This window comes from uncultured Escherichia sp. (assembly GCF_948475835.1).
Classification (GTDB): Bacteria; Pseudomonadota; Gammaproteobacteria; order Enterobacterales; family Enterobacteriaceae; genus ECMA0423.
The window spans coordinates 21119-37431 of sequence record NZ_CAOLGM010000034.1 but is presented as its reverse complement, the minus strand read 5'-3'; the positions used below and the strand labels follow the sequence as shown (position 1 = coordinate 37431).

The following is a 16313-nucleotide window of genomic DNA, read 5'->3' as shown; positions in this document are numbered from 1 at the left end:
ATATTTGAATACCTAATAAGAGTTACCACTTTTACCGTCTGTATATTAAATGTATTCCTCCTGCTTTTGTTTATATTTTGAGTTGATTTGAGTTCCTGGATACATATAATGCGCAGGTATTAGAGACTGGGAGGAATGTAATGATAAAGTTAAGAGTGTTAACTTAAAATAAGTTTTCAGTAGTAACTTGCTATTTTATTACCCTCTGAACTACATACTCAGATATGTGGTTGCCAATGCTATGCAAAATTTTTGAATTTTTATATGCGATGAACAGTAACCAGAATGGCATTTAATGCGTTGCTGTTTATGCAATCTTGGTTTTATTTGGATGTATTGCTGGAGATTGTGATGAATAAAATATATCGGCTAAAGTGGAACAGGTCCCGTAACTGTTGGAGCGTCTGCTCGGAGCTGGGGAGCAGAGTAAAAGGAAAAAAGTCCCGGGCTGTTTTAATTAGCGCGATAAGTTTATATTCATCTCTGGTATTCGCCGATGATGTCATCGTAAACCAGGATAAAACTATTGATTTTGGCAAAGAGAACCAGAGCATCGATTACCGTATTACGGTGACTGACAATGCCAATCTGGTAATCAATACGACAGATACTTCCCGTCCGCGTCTGACTCTCGCTTCTGGTGGTGGGTTGGATATTACCGGAGGAAAGGTAACAATCAATGGCCCGCTTAACTTTTTGCTGAAAGGTACGGGGTTCCTGAATGTCTCCAATGCTGGCAGCGAGTTATATGCTGATGATTTGTATGAGTCAAACTCAGGCATGAGACATGATCAAGGCTATTTTAATGTCTCCAATGGCGGCAAAATTCATGTTAAGGGCACCAGTCGTCTGACTTATACGCAGGGGAATGTAAGCGGCGAAGGTAGTCAGGTAAATGCAGGGACCTTCTTTATGGGCGTTTACGGCGGATATGGCGGTAATCAGTTCCTGTCGGTTAATAACGGTGGTGAAGTTAATGCTCGTGAACATATTAGCCTGGGTTATTACGACCAACGTTCTGATACAACATTAGTCGTATCAGATGGAGGTAAAATATCCGCACCGAAAATTAGTTTAAGCACCAACTCTGAGTTAGCGTTAGGTGCACAGGAAGGAAGTGCTGCGAAGGCTGCAGGGATTATTGATGCCGAAAAAATTGAGTTTGTGTGGGCAAAGACATCCGATAAGAAAATCACCTTAAACCACACGGATAAAAACGCGACTATTTCCGCGGATATTGTCAGTGGCAGCGAGGGCCTGGGCTATATCAATGCGCTCAATGGCACGACTTACTTAACCGGTGATAACTCTGCCTTTAGTGGTAAAGTCAAAATTGAGCAAAATGGCGCTTTAGGGATCACCCAAAATATAGGTACAGCAGAGATCAACAACCGCGGGAAATTACACCTGAAGGCTGACGATAGCATGACCTTTGCCAATAAGATTTCCGGCAATGGTACAATAAGTATCGACAGTGGGACAGTGGCACTGACCGGCAATAACTATGCATTCAGCGGATATATTGATGTCGCTTCTGGTGCTGTCGCGGTTATTTCTGAAGACAAGAACATCGGCCGTGCGGACCTGGATGTTGATGGCAAACTGCAAATCAATGCCAATAAAGATTGGGTATTTGATAACGATCTTCAAGGTAGAGGTATTGTTGAAATAAACATGGGGAATCACGAATTCTCCTTCGATGAGTTTGCTTATACAGACTGGTTCCAGGGTTCACTGGCGTTCCAGAACACGACATTTAACCTGGAAAAGAATGCTGAGTTTCTGCAGAGAGGCGGGATCACTGCGGGTCAGGGAAGCCAGGTAACAGTGGGTAAGGGCGCTCACTCCATTAGCACTTTGGGATTCTCCGGCGGAACCGTTGATTTTGGTGCCCTGACAGCAGGTGCACAGATGACAGAAGGGACGGTCAACGTTAGTAAAACGCTGGATTTGCGCGGCGAGGGTGTGATTCAGGTTTCTGACAGTGACGTTGTAAGCTCAGTATCTCGTGATATTGACTCTGCGTTATCGCTCACTGAAGTCGATGATGGTAACAGCACCATTAAGTTGGTTGATGCGCAAGGTGCGGAAGTTCTGGGCGATGCGGGCAATCTGCAATTGCAGGATAAAAATGGGCAAATCCTCTCCAGCAGTGCCCAACGTGATATTCAGCAGAATGGGCAAAAAGCGGCCGTCGGCACTTACGACTATCGTCTGACGAGTGGGGTAAACAATGACGGTCTGTATATCGGTTACGGCCTGACCCAGCTTGATTTACACGCTACCGACAGCGATGCTCTGGTGCTGAGCTCTAACGGTAAAAGCGAGAATGCCGCCGATCTCAGCGCAAAGATTACCGGCAGTGGTGACCTGGCATTCAGCAGCCAGAAGGGTCAGACCGTATCGCTTTCTAACAAAGACAACGACTATACCGGTGTTACCGATCTGCGCAGTGGGACGCTTTTGTTGAATAACGATAACGTGTTGGGTAATACCCATGAACTGCGTCTGGCGGCAGAGACTGAACTGGATATGAATGGTCACAGCCAGACCGTGGGCACGCTCAATGGCAGCGCCGATTCACTGCTGAGCTTAAATGGCGGCAGTCTGACGGTTACCAACGGGGGCACTTCAACCGGTTCGTTAACGGGGAGCGGAGAGCTGAATATTCAGGGCGGCACGCTGGACATCGCGGGCGATAACAGCAACCTGACAGCGAATGTGAACATTGCTAATTCGGCTAATGTCCTGGTAAGTCATGCGCAGGGATTGGGTAGCGCAAACGTTGAGAACAACGGTACCCTGGCGTTGAATAATAGCGCTGAAAAAAGAGCGGCTGCGTCTGTGAATTACACCCTGGGCGGCAATCTGACCAACAACGGTACGCTGATGACCGGAATGTCAGGACAGCAAGCTGGCAATATGTTAGTGGTGAAGGGGAACTACCACGGTAATAACGGTCAACTAGTAATGAATACGGTACTGAATGGCGATGACTCAGTAACCGATAAATTGGTTGTCGAGGGCGATACTAGCGGCACGACTGCCGTTACGGTGAATAACGCTGGCGGTACAGGTGCGAAAACCCTTAACGGTATCGAACTTATCCATGTAGACGGTAAGTCTGAGGGCGAATTTGTTCAGGCTGGTCGTATCGTTGCGGGGGCGTATGACTACACTCTCGCGCGTGGACAAGGGGCAAATAGTGGTAACTGGTATCTGACCAGCGGCAGTGATTCTCCTGAACTGCAGCCGGAGCCAGACCCGATGCCGAATCCGGAGCCAAACCCGAATCCAGCGCCGAACCCTAACCCGACACCTACGCCGGGTCCGGATCTGAATGTGGATAATGACCTGCGACCGGAGGCGGGTAGCTACATTGCGAACCTTGCAGCAGCGAATACAATGTTCACCACGCGTCTGCATGAGCGTCTGGGTAATACGTACTATACCGACATGGTGACGGGTGAGCAGAAACAAACCACTATGTGGATGCGCCATGAAGGTGGTCATAATAAATGGCGTGATGGCAGCGGCCAGCTGAAAACCCAAAGCAATCGCTATGTTCTGCAACTGGGAGGCGATGTCGCGCAGTGGAGCCAAAACGGCAGCGACAGCTGGCATGTTGGGGTCATGGCGGGATATGGCAACAGCGACAGCAAAACCATTTCCTCGCGAACCGGTTATCGTGCAAAAGCGAGTGTGAACGGATATAGCACCGGCCTCTATGCCACCTGGTATGCCGATGACGAGTCGCGTAATGGCGCGTATCTCGACAGTTGGGCGCAGTACAGCTGGTTTGATAACACAGTGAAAGGGGATGACTTACAAAGTGAATCCTATAAATCAAAAGGATTTACCGCTTCACTGGAAGCTGGATACAAACACAAATTAGCTGAATTTAATGGCAGCCAGGGAACGCGTAATGAATGGTATGTTCAGCCGCAAGCACAGGTTACCTGGATGGGAGTCAAAGCCGATAAGCACCGCGAAAGCAACGGAACCCTCGTTCATAGCAACGGTGATGGCAATGTTCAAACCCGACTTGGCGTAAAAACCTGGCTGAAGAGCCACCATAAAATGGATGACGGTAAATCCCGCGAGTTCCAGCCGTTTGTAGAAGTGAACTGGCTGCATAACAGTAAGGATTTCAGCACCAGTATGGATGGCGTGTCCGTCACTCAGGATGGAGCCCGAAATATTGCTGAGATAAAAACCGGGGTGGAAGGACAGCTAAATGCCAACCTGAATGTCTGGGGGAATGTGGGCGTTCAGGTTGCCGATAGGGGATATAATGACACCTCTGCAATGGTTGGCATTAAGTGGCAATTCTGATCTGAATAATGAGTAAAAGGAGAGAGAGCCGAACGGGAGATAATTCGGCTCTCTGTGTCATTTTCTTGCAGCCAGCTTTATCAGTCAGAGTGAAGACTCGCAGATTTAGCTGGCGCACAAGATTTAATCAAGGTGTGTTCGATGGCTTCGCATGATTTGAGTGTTTTTTTGGAAGAGTTCGGGGCAACGGTGAATTTGACGTTGCCTGGTATCGTGTCCGAAAAAGAACGGCTTTTACTCAAGCTGCTAATGGAGGGAATGTCGGTTACAGAAATCTCACAGTACAGAAATCGCAGTGCAAAGACAATTTCACATCAAAAGAAGCAGCTGTATGAAAAACTAGGCATCCAGAGTGATATTACCTTCTGGCGGGATATCTTTTTTCAATATCATCCGCAAGTCATCAGTGGCACGGGAAATAAAAATAATTTTTATATCCCTGATAACCGTTGTCACCATATCGTCACGCCTGAAGCCATCAGTCTGGCGTTGGAAAACCACGAATTCAAACCGTGGATCCAACCGGTTTTCTGCGCGCAGACTGGGGTACTGACGGGCTGTGAGGTACTTGTCCGCTGGGAACATCCACAAACGGGAATTATCCCACCGGATCAGTTTATTCCTCTGGCGGAGTCATCCGGTCTTATTGTCATAATGACCCGCCAACTGATGAAACAGACTGCGGATATTCTGATGCCGGTAAAACATTTGCTGCCGGACAATTTCCATATTGGCATCAACGTCTCGGCGGGTTGTTTTTTGGCAGCGGGATTTGAAAAAGAGTGTCTGAACCTGGTTAAGAAATTAGGTAACGATAAAATCAAGCTGGTTCTCGAGCTAACGGAACGTAACCCTATTCCGGTAACGCCAGAAGCCAGAGCGATATTTGACAGCCTTCATCAGCACAACATTACCTTTGCGCTGGATGACTTTGGTACGGGTTATGCGACCTATCGTTACTTGCAGGCGTTCCCGGTCGATTTTATTAAGATCGATAAGTCATTTGTGCAAATGGCGAGTGTCGACGAAATCTCCGGTCATATTGTGGACAATATTGTCGAACTAGCGCGTAAGCCTGGTCTGAGTATCGTGGCGGAAGGGGTAGAAACCCAGGAGCAGGCGGATTTAATGATCGGTAAAGGCGTTCACTTTTTGCAGGGCTATTTGTACTCTCCGCCAGTACCGGGTAATAAATTTATCTCTGAATGGGTAATGAAAGCAGGTGGTTGATGTAAACCGCTATTCACAGCGCATCGGGAGGTTGGCAGCGATTAATTCTCCCGATGCAGTAAATCCTGATAGATCCCCGTTAATATGCCATTTGGCGCAAATTGTTTTTTAATCCACTGCGTCACCTGACCCGTAGCAGAATGCTGAGTCGCCAGTAACATGCGCGAATCCTGGCGCGGATTATGGATTTGTCGGGTAACCAGCAGGGATTGCGTCATCGCCTCACGGACCATGTAATCCGGCAAAAAACCAATTCCTTCACCTAAAATCTGGCACTGACATTTGGTGTTGAAATCTGGCACCAGAATTGACTCCTGCCCGTGCAGCAACCAGCCCACTTTTTTATTAATCGTATGCGCGGTGTCCTCCACCATAATATTAGGGTAGAGACGCAGTTGGCTTTCGGCGATGGGTTCCGGCACAAAGGCTAACGGGTGATCCGGGGCGATAGCAAAAGCCCAGCGAATCGCGCCAATTTCAGTGTAATCAATACCGCCGCCGTCCAGTAGTGTATCGGGTGCGCCGATGGCGATATTGGCCTGATTATTAATAATCGCATCCCAGACGCCGTTATACACTTCGGTGGTGACGGTAATCTGGCAGGTAGGAAACTGCTTTTTCAGCACCTGTAACAAGCGTGCGGTGTGTTTGGGCGTATAAAGCAGCTGATTAATACAAATGCGCACACGCGCTTCTATGCCCTGCGAAATAGTATCGATACTGCGTTTGATGGCATAAAAATCATTCAGCAGGTCGGTAGCTTTGCGGAAAAAATAACGCCCGGACTCCGTTAACTCAATGCTGCGGGTACTGCGAGTGAACAGCACCACATCCAGCCCCGTCTCCATACGCTTGATGGTGTAGCTAATGGCGGAAGTGGTTAAACCCAACTCTTCTGCGGCTTTACTGAAGCTGCCAAAACGCGCAGCGGTAGTAAATGCCAACAGATTCTCTTCGGTAAAAATTGAGTTCATTAAACCATTCTCGCCATTATCTACTATGAATTTCTCCAGCTATGACTGTAGAGGTATCGGTTAAAGATAGATAATCATTTTTGAATAACTTTTAATACCCGTCGCGTTTAGTCGTCGCTTCGCTTAATTTTTGTCCACCATATTCTGAAATTATCCCCACGCAGTTACCCGCCAGAAAACCCAGTAACGTCACCGTCCAGTTCATCCCGCTGGCAAAAAACAGCGTCATGCCGAGAAAGCCACCGGGAATAAAGGACAGTAACCAGAAACGCCCTTGCCAGACCACTACCGCCGAGAAGGGTACGGTAGTAATTACGCTCGCCCAGAACGCGGACAGTCCACTTACAGAGGCCAGCCAACCGGCAGCCAGCGCGGCGAAAAATGCCCACACCATCCCGGAATAATTAACCGCCAGACTTCTGATAAACCCCGATTTACCGCCGCCTGCGGCATAAAAACTGCAAAAGGCGACGAAGCCAATGGTTCCTAATAATTCCCATCCCTGAGAGAGCCCGACATGTGAAGACACTAACTGCCAAAGCCCTGCACAAATACCGACGGTGACACCCGTTGCCGTGAGTCCGTTCATCTTGTTCCCCTCTGGTTAGACATGGACGAAAGCTACTCTTACATGTGCAGACTATAGAGAAATAAAACCTGATTGAGTGAAAGGTTATCGGGTCAAAGAAACAAATATTGCACTACCGCACACTGCGAAAAGATTGTTGAACATCATTCAACAAAAAGGCGAAATACAGCGAATTAAATTTAAGCGGGTTCTTTTATCAGATTATCGTTGCTATTCTCAATTCATCGAAAACAGCCACAAAAACCAGGGGAATGTGAATGAGTATAAAAAATCTACCTGCCGACTATTTATTGGCTGCACAACAGGGTGATATCGATAAAGTAAAAACCTGCCTTGCGCTGGGTGTCGATATTAATACCTGCGATCGTCAGGGGAAAACGGCAATTACGCTGGCAAGTTTATATCAGCAATATGCTTGCGTTCAGGCATTAATTGATGCCGGAGCGGATATTAATAAGCAAGATCATACCTGTTTAAATCCTTTTTTAATTAGCTGTCTGAACGATGATTTAACTCTACTACGAATTATTTTACCGGCTAAACCCGATCTTAATTGCGTAACCCGTTTTGGCGGTGTCGGCCTGACGCCTGCCTGTGAAAAAGGCCATTTAAGTATTGTAAAAGAGCTTTTGGCGCATACGGAGATTAACGTTAACCAGACCAACCATGTAGGCTGGACGCCGCTACTGGAAGCGATTGTGCTTAATGATGGTGGTATTAAACAGCAGGCGATTGTGCAGTTATTGCTGGAACACGGTGCCAGCCCGCATCTGACCGATAAATATGGCAAAACGCCACTGGAACTGGCGCGGGAACGGGGCTTTGAAGAGATTGCGCAGTTACTGATTGCCGCAGGTGCATAAACCGGGAGGCTTGCTATCAACACACCAGAAAGACGGTGTGTGTGGGCGCTAACTGCGGATGCGGATTTTCTGGCGCAGCGGGGGCAAGGACAGGTTGAACAGGTCTTTGCCAGAGCGGTAAATATCGCACTCCCGGCTCGCCAGCAGTTGCTGACGCTGCTTTGTGAAGAGTACGACAATGCGCCAAACAGTTGTCGGTTGGCACTCACTCACTTTGATGATCTGTTCCGGCATGGTGATAAGGTTCAGTTTGACGATCAAGGTATTACGGTTGGTCAACATCTTCATATAGAGATGAGTCGTTGTCGGCGTTGGCTGTCCCCAACCTTGCAAATGACCGCTGTGAATTTTCACCTTATCGCCTGGCTACAGTGGCACGACATTATTCATCAGCACCTGGGGGAAAATGAAACCCTGTTTAATTATCGCGGCGATAATCCGTTTTATCAGGCGTTAAATAAAGAACTACATATTAAACGACGGGCAGTTATTCAGGCAGTAAACGAAAAACAAAATATCGCCGCAGCGGTCGCCAGTATGATTGGGTTAGGGATTGGCCTTACGCCATCAGCCGACGATTATTTAACAGGTCTGGCGCTTATTTTATTTATTCCCGGGCATCCGTCGGAAAAATACAAAGAGGAATTTTATCTCGGTATGCAGCGCGGCAGAAATAACACCACATTATTAAGTGCTATAACGCTGGAAGCCGCATTACAACAACGTTGCCGGGAAAATATTCATCGTTTTATTCACAACATTATTTATGACATCCCTGGGAACGCAACTCAGGCAATAGAAAAAATTAAACATATTGGCTCCAGTTCCGGCTGCGACATGCTGTATGGCATGGCCGATGGTTGTGCGCTGAGCCAAACCTACGGAGGGAATTATGTCAGTTAAAATAGTCATTAAACCGAATACCTATTTTGATTCTGTCTCGCTGATGTCTATCTCCACGCGTGCAAATAAACTCGACGGCGTCGAGCAGGCATTTGTGGCGATGGCGACCGAAATGAACAAAGGTGTACTGAAAAATTTAGGACTGCTGACGCCGGAGCTGGAACAGGCGAAAAACGGCGACCTGATGATTGTCATCAACGGCAAAGCGGGCGCGGACAACGAACAGTTGCTGGTGGAGATTGAAGAACTGTTCAACAGCAAAGCGCAAAGCGGCTCGCACGAGGCGCGTTACGCCACTATTGCCAGCGCCAAAAAGCATATCCCGGAAAGTAACCTGGCGGTGATTTCGGTTAACGGTCTGTTTGCCGCTCGCGAAGCGCGTCAGGCGCTGCAAAACGACCTTAACGTGATGCTGTTTTCCGATAACGTCTCAGTTGAAGATGAACTGGCGCTCAAGCAGTTGGCCCACGAAAAAGGGCTGCTGATGATGGGGCCGGACTGCGGCACGGCGATTATTAACGGCGCGGCGCTCTGTTTTGGTAACGCCGTGCGTCGCGGCAATATCGGTATTGTTGGCGCATCCGGCACCGGCAGCCAGGAGCTGAGCGTCCGCATTCATGAATTTGGTGGCGGTGTTTCACAACTGATTGGCACCGGCGGGCGCGACCTGAGCGAGAAAATCGGCGGCCTGATGATGCTCGACGCCATCGGGATGCTGGAAAACGATCCGCAAACTGAAATTATCGCACTGATTTCAAAACCTCCCGCGCCTGCGGTGGCCCGCAAAGTGCTGGAACGCGCACGTGCCTGCCGCAAGCCGGTGGTGGTCTGCTTCCTCGGTCGCGTTGAAACGCCGGTGGATGAGCAGGGGCTACAGTTTGCCCGCGGCAGCAAAGAGGCGGCGCTAAAAGCGGTGATGCTCTCCGGCGTGAAACAGGAAAATCTCGACCTGCATACGCTTAACCAGCCGTTGATTGCTGATGTGCGTGCGCGTCTGCAACCGCAGCAGAAATACATTCGTGGCCTGTTCTGCGGCGGCACGCTGTGCGACGAAACCATGTTCGCGGTGATGGAAAAACATGGCGATGTCTACAGCAACATTCAGCCCGATCCTGAATTCCGCCTGCAAGATATCAACCGCAGCATCAAACACACCTTCCTCGACTTTGGCGATGACGACTTCACCAACGGCAAGCCGCATCCAATGATTGACCCCACCAACCGCATCAGTCGCTTGATCGAAGAAGCGCGCGATCCAGAAGTGGCGGTGATCGTGATGGATTTTGTGCTCGGATTTGGATCGCATGAAGATCCGGTCGGCTCCACCATCGAGGCGATCAAAGAAGCGAAAGCGATCGCCGCCGCCGAAGGACGCGAGTTGATCATTCTCGCCTATGTGCTGGGCACCGATCTCGATACGCCATCATTAGAACAACAAAGCCAGATGCTGCTTGATGCCGGAGTGATTCTGGCGAGCAGCAGCACCAATACCGGATTGCTGGCGCGTGAATTTATCTGCAAAGGGGAGGAAGCCTGATGAGCCAGTCACTGTTTAGCCAACCGTTGAACGTTATTAACGTCGGTATCGCCATGTTTAGCGATGACCTGAAAAAGCAGCATGTAGAAGTGACTCAACTCGACTGGACGCCGCCGGGGCAGGGCAATATGCAGGTGGTGCAGGCGCTGGATAACATTGCCGATTCGCCGCTGGCAGACAAAATCGCCGCCGCTAACCAGCAGGCGCTGGAGCGCATTATCCAGTCGCATCCGGTGCTGATTGGTTTTGATCAGGCGATTAACGTGGTGCCGGGCATGACGCCGAAAACCATTCTTCACGCCGGGCCGCCGATCACCTGGGAAAAAATGTGCGGCGCGATGAAAGGCGCGGTCACCGGGGCGTTGGTGTTCGAAGGGCTGGCGAAAGATCTCGATGAGGCGACTGAACTGGCGGCCTCCGGGGAGATCACCTTCTCGCCGTGCCACGAACACGACTGCGTGGGATCGATGGCGGGCGTTACCTCGGCCTCGATGTTTATGCACATCGTGAAAAACAAAACCTACGGCAACATCGCTTATACCAATATGAGCGAGCAGATGGCGAAGATTTTGCGTATGGGTGCCAACGATCAGAGCGTGATCGACCGCCTCAACTGGATGCGCGATGTGCAGGGGCCAATGCTGCGCGACGCGATGAAAATTATCGGTGAGATCGATCTGCGCTTAATGCTGGCGCAGGCGCTGCATATGGGCGATGAGTGCCATAACCGCAATAACGCCGGGACGACGCTGCTGATTCAGGCACTGACGCCGGGGATCATTCAGGCAGGCTATTCCGTCGAGCAACAGCGCGAAGTGTTCGAGTTTGTCGCCAGCAGCGACTACTTCTCCGGCCCGACGTGGATGGCGATGTGTAAAGCGGCGATGGATGCGGCGCACGGCATCGAATACAGCACCGTGGTCACCACCATGGCGCGTAACGGCGTCGAGTTCGGCCTGCGGGTCAGCGGCCTGCCGGGGCAGTGGTTTACCGGCCCAGCGCAGCAGGTCATCGGCCCGATGTTTGCTGGTTATAAGCCGGAAGATTCGGGGCTGGATATCGGCGACAGCGCCATCACAGAAACCTACGGTATTGGCGGGTTTGCCATGGCGACCGCGCCTGCAATCGTCGCACTGGTGGGCGGCACGGTGGAAGAGGCTATCGATTTCTCCCGTCAGATGCGCGAAATCACCCTTGGCGAAAACCCCAACGTCACCATTCCGCTGCTCGGTTTTATGGGCGTGCCGTCGGCAATCGACATCACCCGCGTGGGTAGCAGCGGCATTCTGCCGGTGATCAACACCGCCATCGCCCATAAAGATGCGGGCGTCGGCATGATTGGCGCGGGCATTGTGCATCCACCATTCGCCTGCTTCGAGAAAGCCATTCTCGGCTGGTGCGAACGTTACGGCGTCTGACTTACATGTTTATGCCGGATGCGGTGTGAACGCCTTATCCGGCCTACGGATGGCCCGAGAATTGTAGGCCTGATAAGCGTAGCGCATCAGGCAGTCTGGCGTTGGTCATAACCTAATCACCCTCTGTAGCGGACATAACAACATGAAAGAGCTTGTGGTCGTTGCCATTGGTGGCAACAGCATTATCAAAGATAACGCCAGCCAGTCGATTGAGCATCAGGCGGAGGCGGTGAAAGCCGTGGCCGATACGGTGCTGGAAATGCTGGCTTCCGATTACGACATTGTGCTGACCCACGGTAACGGGCCGCAGGTCGGGCTGGATTTACGCCGTGCGGAGATTGCCCACGAGCGCGAAGGGCTGCCCTTAACGCCGCTGGCGAACTGTGTGGCAGATACGCAGGGCGGCATCGGCTATCTGATCCAACAGGCGCTGAATAACCGGCTGGCGCGTCACGGCGAGAAAAAAGCCGTCACCGTGGTAACTCAGGTGGAAGTGGATAAAAACGATCCAGGTTTTGCCCATCCCACCAAGCCCATTGGTGCATTCTTCAGTGAAAGCCAGCGTGACAAACTACAAAAGGCAAACCCTGACTGGTGTTTTGTTGAAGATGCCGGACGGGGCTATCGCCGCGTGGTCGCCTCGCCGGAACCGAAACGTATTGTCGAAGCACCCGCCATTAAGGCGCTGATCCAACAAGGTTTTGTCGTAATTGGCGCGGGCGGCGGTGGAATTCCGGTAGTGCGTACTGAAGCGGGGGATTACCAAAGCGTGGACGCGGTTATTGACAAAGATCTCTCTACCGCGCTGCTGGCCCGTGAAATTCACGCCGACATTCTGGTGATCACCACCGGCGTCGAAAAAGTCTGTATCCACTTTGGTAAACCGCAGCAGCAGGCGCTGGATCGGGTGGATATTGCCACCATGACTCGCTATATGCAGGAAGGGCATTTTCCGCCCGGCAGCATGTTGCCAAAAATCATCGCCAGCCTGACGTTCCTGGAGCAGGGCGGCAAAGAAGTGATTATCACCACGCCGGAATGCCTGCCTGCGGCGCTGCGCGGTGAAACGGGCACCCATATTATTAAAACGTAAGGACGTAGGATGAAAGAAAGCAATAGCCGCCGTGAATTTCTGAGCCAGAGCGGTAAGATGGTTACCGCCGCCGCGCTGTTTGGTACCTCTGTGCCGCTCGCCCATGCGGCGGTAGCTGGCACCCTAAACTGCGAAGCGAACAACACCATGAAAATCACTGACCCGCATTACTATCTCGATAACGTGCTGCTGGAAACCGGTTTTGACTACGAAAACGGTGTGGCGGTGCAGACCCGCACGGCGCGCCAGACCGTGGAGATTCAGGACGGCAAAATTGTCGCCCTGCGCGAGAACAAGCAGCATCCGGACGCCACGCTGCCGCACTATGACGCTGGCGGTAAGTTGATGCTACCCACCACTCGCGACATGCATATTCATCTCGACAAAACCTTCTACGGCGGGCCGTGGCGCTCGCTCAATCGTCCGGCAGGCACCACTATCCAGGACATGATCAAGCTTGAGCAGAAAATGCTGCCGGAGTTACAACCGTATACGCAGGAGCGGGCGGAAAAACTGATCGATCTATTGCAGTCGAAAGGCACCACCATTGCCCGCAGCCACTGCAATATCGAACCGGTTTCCGGCCTAAAAAATCTGCAAAATTTGCAGGCGGTGCTGGCGCGGCGTCAGGCGGGCTTCGAGTGTGAAATCGTCGCCTTCCCGCAGCACGGTTTGCTGCTGTCGAAATCGGAACCCTTAATGCGCGAAGCGATGCAGGCGGGTGCGCATTACGTCGGCGGGCTGGACCCGACCAGTGTCGATGGCGCGATGGAAAAATCCCTCGACACCATGTTTCAGATTGCGCTGGACTACGACAAAGGTGTCGATATTCACCTGCACGAAACCACTCCGTCGGGCGTGGCAGCCATCAATTATATGGTTGAAACGGTAGAGAAAACGCCGCAACTGAAAGGTAAGCTGACCATCAGCCACGCCTTTGCGCTGGCTACGCTCAACGAACAACAGGTCGATGCGCTGGCGAATCGGATGGCGGCGCAGCAAATTTCTATCGCCTCGACGGTGCCGATTGGCACGCTGCATATGCCGCTCAAACAGTTGCACGACAAAGGCGTAAAAGTGATGACTGGCACTGACAGCGTTATCGACCACTGGTCGCCTTATGGTCTGGGCGACATGCTGGAAAAAGCCAATCTCTACGCGCAGCTCTATATTCGTCCTAACGAACAGAACCTCTCCCGTTCGCTGTTTCTAGCCACTGGCGATATATTGCCGCTGAATGAAAAAGGCGAGCGTGTATGGCCAAAAGCGCAGGATGATGCCAGCTTTGTGCTGGTGGACGCCTCCTGTTCCGCCAGGCGGTGGCGCGTATCTCGCCGAGAACCGCAACGTTCCATAAAGGGCAACTGGTGTGGGGGAGTGTGGCAGGTTGATGCGCATTTGAAACGCCTGCAACGGTGAATTGTAAGAGATTTAAGCCCCAGGGAGTGGGGCGGGAATGGTTTGCTAATGAATGATCCTGAACTTTATAATCTCGCGGCATAATTTCCAGGGGATTATTTGAGAGAAATACACAAAAGTGAGTTTTAACAAAGGTATTTATCAGGCCATAAATGTGACCTGCTTCGGATAAAAAAGATTCAGTATCGAAAAACCAATGATACTCTTGCTGATGGTTACCAACAGTAATTAAGATGTGATTTGTTTTTCCGTAATCGCAAAAATATTGCCATGACCATAAAAGAAAAATTCTCACAAAAATATCCCCATGCTTCCTTTTGTACTTTTGGCGATTCAGCAGCGTTGGCCGATCACCTCGCAACGTTGATTGCGACTGGTGTTAAAACAGCTTCCTGTGGTTCGCTGGCGGGATGTATTGAAGACAACGCATTTCCGATGATTGGTGAGTATAAGATTGTAGAAAATAGCCGTGATGAGCCTGTATGTGTTATCAGAGTGATTGGCCTGCATTTACTGCGCTTTTCTGATGTCACCGTGGAGCTTGCCCGTAAGGAAGGTGAAGGTGACCTCAGTCTTGAATATTGGCGTAATGAACACCGTCGTTTTTTCCAGGCAGAAGGAAGCTATTCACCAGAAATGGACGTTATATTTGAAGAATATGCCCTTATTGACGTTGTGTAGATAACTATTTATCTACGCGAAATAAACTCACACACATAAAATATCGCTAATTTTGTTTATTTTGCTATTTTTTACGTGATGAATGTCACACTTATTGTTGCTGCCCGTTTTGTCCATATTTATAACCATATTTTTAATAGCTGCCTGAAATAGGGCTGTTTATTCTGCATAAAAATATTCGAAAATTCTTATTCTCTCCAGCGCGCTAATTTGGGCGAACACTTCCTGACTACCCTGCAATGAGGCTGAAATGATGAATAAACGTTTTGTTATCAATATGGTGTCTTCGCTGTTATTAGGCGCTGCGCTAATTTCTGCGCCGCTCCAGGCAGCGGAAAAAGTCGTGGTGAATATTTCTAAAGTCGATGGTATGCCGTGGTTTAATCGCATGGGCGAAGGTGTGGTTGAGGCGGGTAAAGCCTTTGGTGTTAATGCCTCACAGGTGGGGCCTTCAAGTACTGATGCTCCGCAACAAGTTAAAATTATTGAGGATTTAATCGCCCGTAAGGTTAATGCAATTACTATCGTGCCAAACGATGCCAACGTGCTGGAACCGGTATTCAAAAAAGCGCGAGATGCCGGAATTGTGGTTCTGACCAACGAATCCCCCGGTCAGCCAAGTGCTAACTGGGATATTGAAATCATTGATAACGAAAAATTTGCCGCTGAATATGTTGAGCATATGGCGAAACGCATGGGGGGCAAGGGCGGCTATGTGATTTACGTGGGTAGTTTGACCGTGCCGCAGCATAACTTATGGGCTGACTTGCTGGTGAAATACCAGAAAGAGCATTACCCGGATATGCATGAAGTTACCCGCCGCATGCCGGTTGCCGAGAGTGTGGATGACTCACGTCGTACCACACTGGACCTGATGAAAACCTATCCTGACTTGAAAGCGGTTGTCTCCTTTGGTTCAAACGGTCCGATTGGCGCGGGACGTGCGGTGAAAGAGAAACGGGCGAAAAATAAAGTCGCAGTCTATGGCATGATGATCCCTTCACAGGCGGCATCACTGATTAAAAGTGGTGATATCACCGAAGGGATTACTTACGATCCGGCCTCTGCAGGTTACGCACTCGCAGCCGTCGCCAGCACGTTGCTGAAGGGTGAAGAGATCAAACCTGGATTAGAAATGCAGAATCTGGGTAAGGCCGACGTAGATATGGATAAGCGAATTATCCGTTTCCATAAGGTATTACTGGTCAACAAAGACAATATCGACTCACTTTATTAATCCATTTCTTCGGGGCGAAAGCCCCGATTCTTAT

11 protein-coding genes and 1 pseudogene are annotated in these 16313 nt (G+C 50.2%); 10 read left to right on the top strand and 2 right to left on the bottom strand.

Annotated features, from left to right (window positions below):
- Window positions 1-351: 351 nt before the first annotated feature.
- Together ehaA and QZF50_RS09075 are read left to right on the top strand one after the other, a co-directional pair.
- Complete coding sequence (gene ehaA / locus QZF50_RS09080; protein ID WP_290388859.1) at window positions 352-4335, top strand: autotransporter adhesin EhaA; 3984 nt, start codon at window positions 352-354, stop codon at window positions 4333-4335.
- A gap of 141 nt (window positions 4336-4476) precedes the next feature.
- Complete coding sequence (locus tag QZF50_RS09075; protein ID WP_000146391.1) at window positions 4477-5565, top strand: EAL domain-containing protein; 1089 nt, start codon at window positions 4477-4479, stop codon at window positions 5563-5565.
- A gap of 41 nt (window positions 5566-5606) precedes the next feature.
- Here QZF50_RS09075 and QZF50_RS09070 read toward each other — a convergent pair whose 3' ends face one another.
- Entirely contained in the window at window positions 5607-6539 is a 933-nt protein-coding gene (locus QZF50_RS09070) for a LysR substrate-binding domain-containing protein (protein WP_001084399.1), read from the bottom strand.
- Between the two features lie 91 nt (window positions 6540-6630).
- A complete protein-coding gene (locus tag QZF50_RS09065; protein ID WP_001013880.1) occupies window positions 6631-7128 on the bottom strand; it encodes a DUF1097 domain-containing protein in 498 nt (165 codons plus the stop codon).
- 257 nt (window positions 7129-7385) lie between these two features.
- Between QZF50_RS09065 and QZF50_RS09060 the strand changes: the two genes are divergently transcribed.
- From QZF50_RS09060 to QZF50_RS09025, 8 genes and pseudogenes are all read left to right on the top strand, one after another.
- The gene (locus tag QZF50_RS09060) at window positions 7386-7991 is read left to right on the top strand and encodes an ankyrin repeat domain-containing protein (RefSeq protein WP_000023635.1); all 606 of its coding nucleotides are present in this window, start codon (window positions 7386-7388) and stop codon (window positions 7989-7991) included.
- A 39-nt stretch (window positions 7992-8030) separates the two neighbouring features.
- Entirely contained in the window at window positions 8031-8894 is an 864-nt protein-coding gene (locus tag QZF50_RS09055; protein ID WP_001296901.1) for a DUF2877 domain-containing protein, read from the top strand.
- Complete coding sequence (gene fdrA / locus QZF50_RS09050) at window positions 8884-10431, top strand: acyl-CoA synthetase FdrA (RefSeq protein WP_000111784.1); 1548 nt, start codon at window positions 8884-8886, stop codon at window positions 10429-10431. The genes QZF50_RS09055 and fdrA overlap by 11 nt, the downstream gene beginning before the upstream one ends.
- Complete coding sequence (locus QZF50_RS09045; RefSeq protein WP_000083455.1) at window positions 10431-11849, top strand: DUF1116 domain-containing protein; 1419 nt, start codon at window positions 10431-10433, stop codon at window positions 11847-11849. Before fdrA ends, QZF50_RS09045 begins: the two co-directional genes overlap by 1 nt.
- 142 nt (window positions 11850-11991) lie before the next feature.
- Window positions 11992-12942, top strand: coding sequence for a carbamate kinase family protein (locus QZF50_RS09040; RefSeq protein WP_000661649.1), 951 nt, complete (start codon window positions 11992-11994; stop codon window positions 12940-12942).
- 9 nt (window positions 12943-12951) lie between these two features.
- Window positions 12952-14333, top strand: a pseudogene (locus QZF50_RS09035) (amidohydrolase family protein).
- Window positions 14334-14631: 298 nt separating this feature from the next.
- Window positions 14632-15042 carry an ASCH domain-containing protein gene (locus QZF50_RS09030; protein WP_001542684.1) on the top strand — a complete coding sequence of 137 codons (411 nt, stop codon included), beginning with the start codon at window positions 14632-14634 and terminating at the stop codon, window positions 15040-15042.
- A 253-nt stretch (window positions 15043-15295) separates the two neighbouring features.
- The gene (locus QZF50_RS09025; protein ID WP_001042107.1) at window positions 15296-16279 is read left to right on the top strand and encodes an autoinducer 2 ABC transporter substrate-binding protein; all 984 of its coding nucleotides are present in this window, start codon (window positions 15296-15298) and stop codon (window positions 16277-16279) included.
- The last annotated feature ends 34 nt before the right edge of the window (window positions 16280-16313 follow it).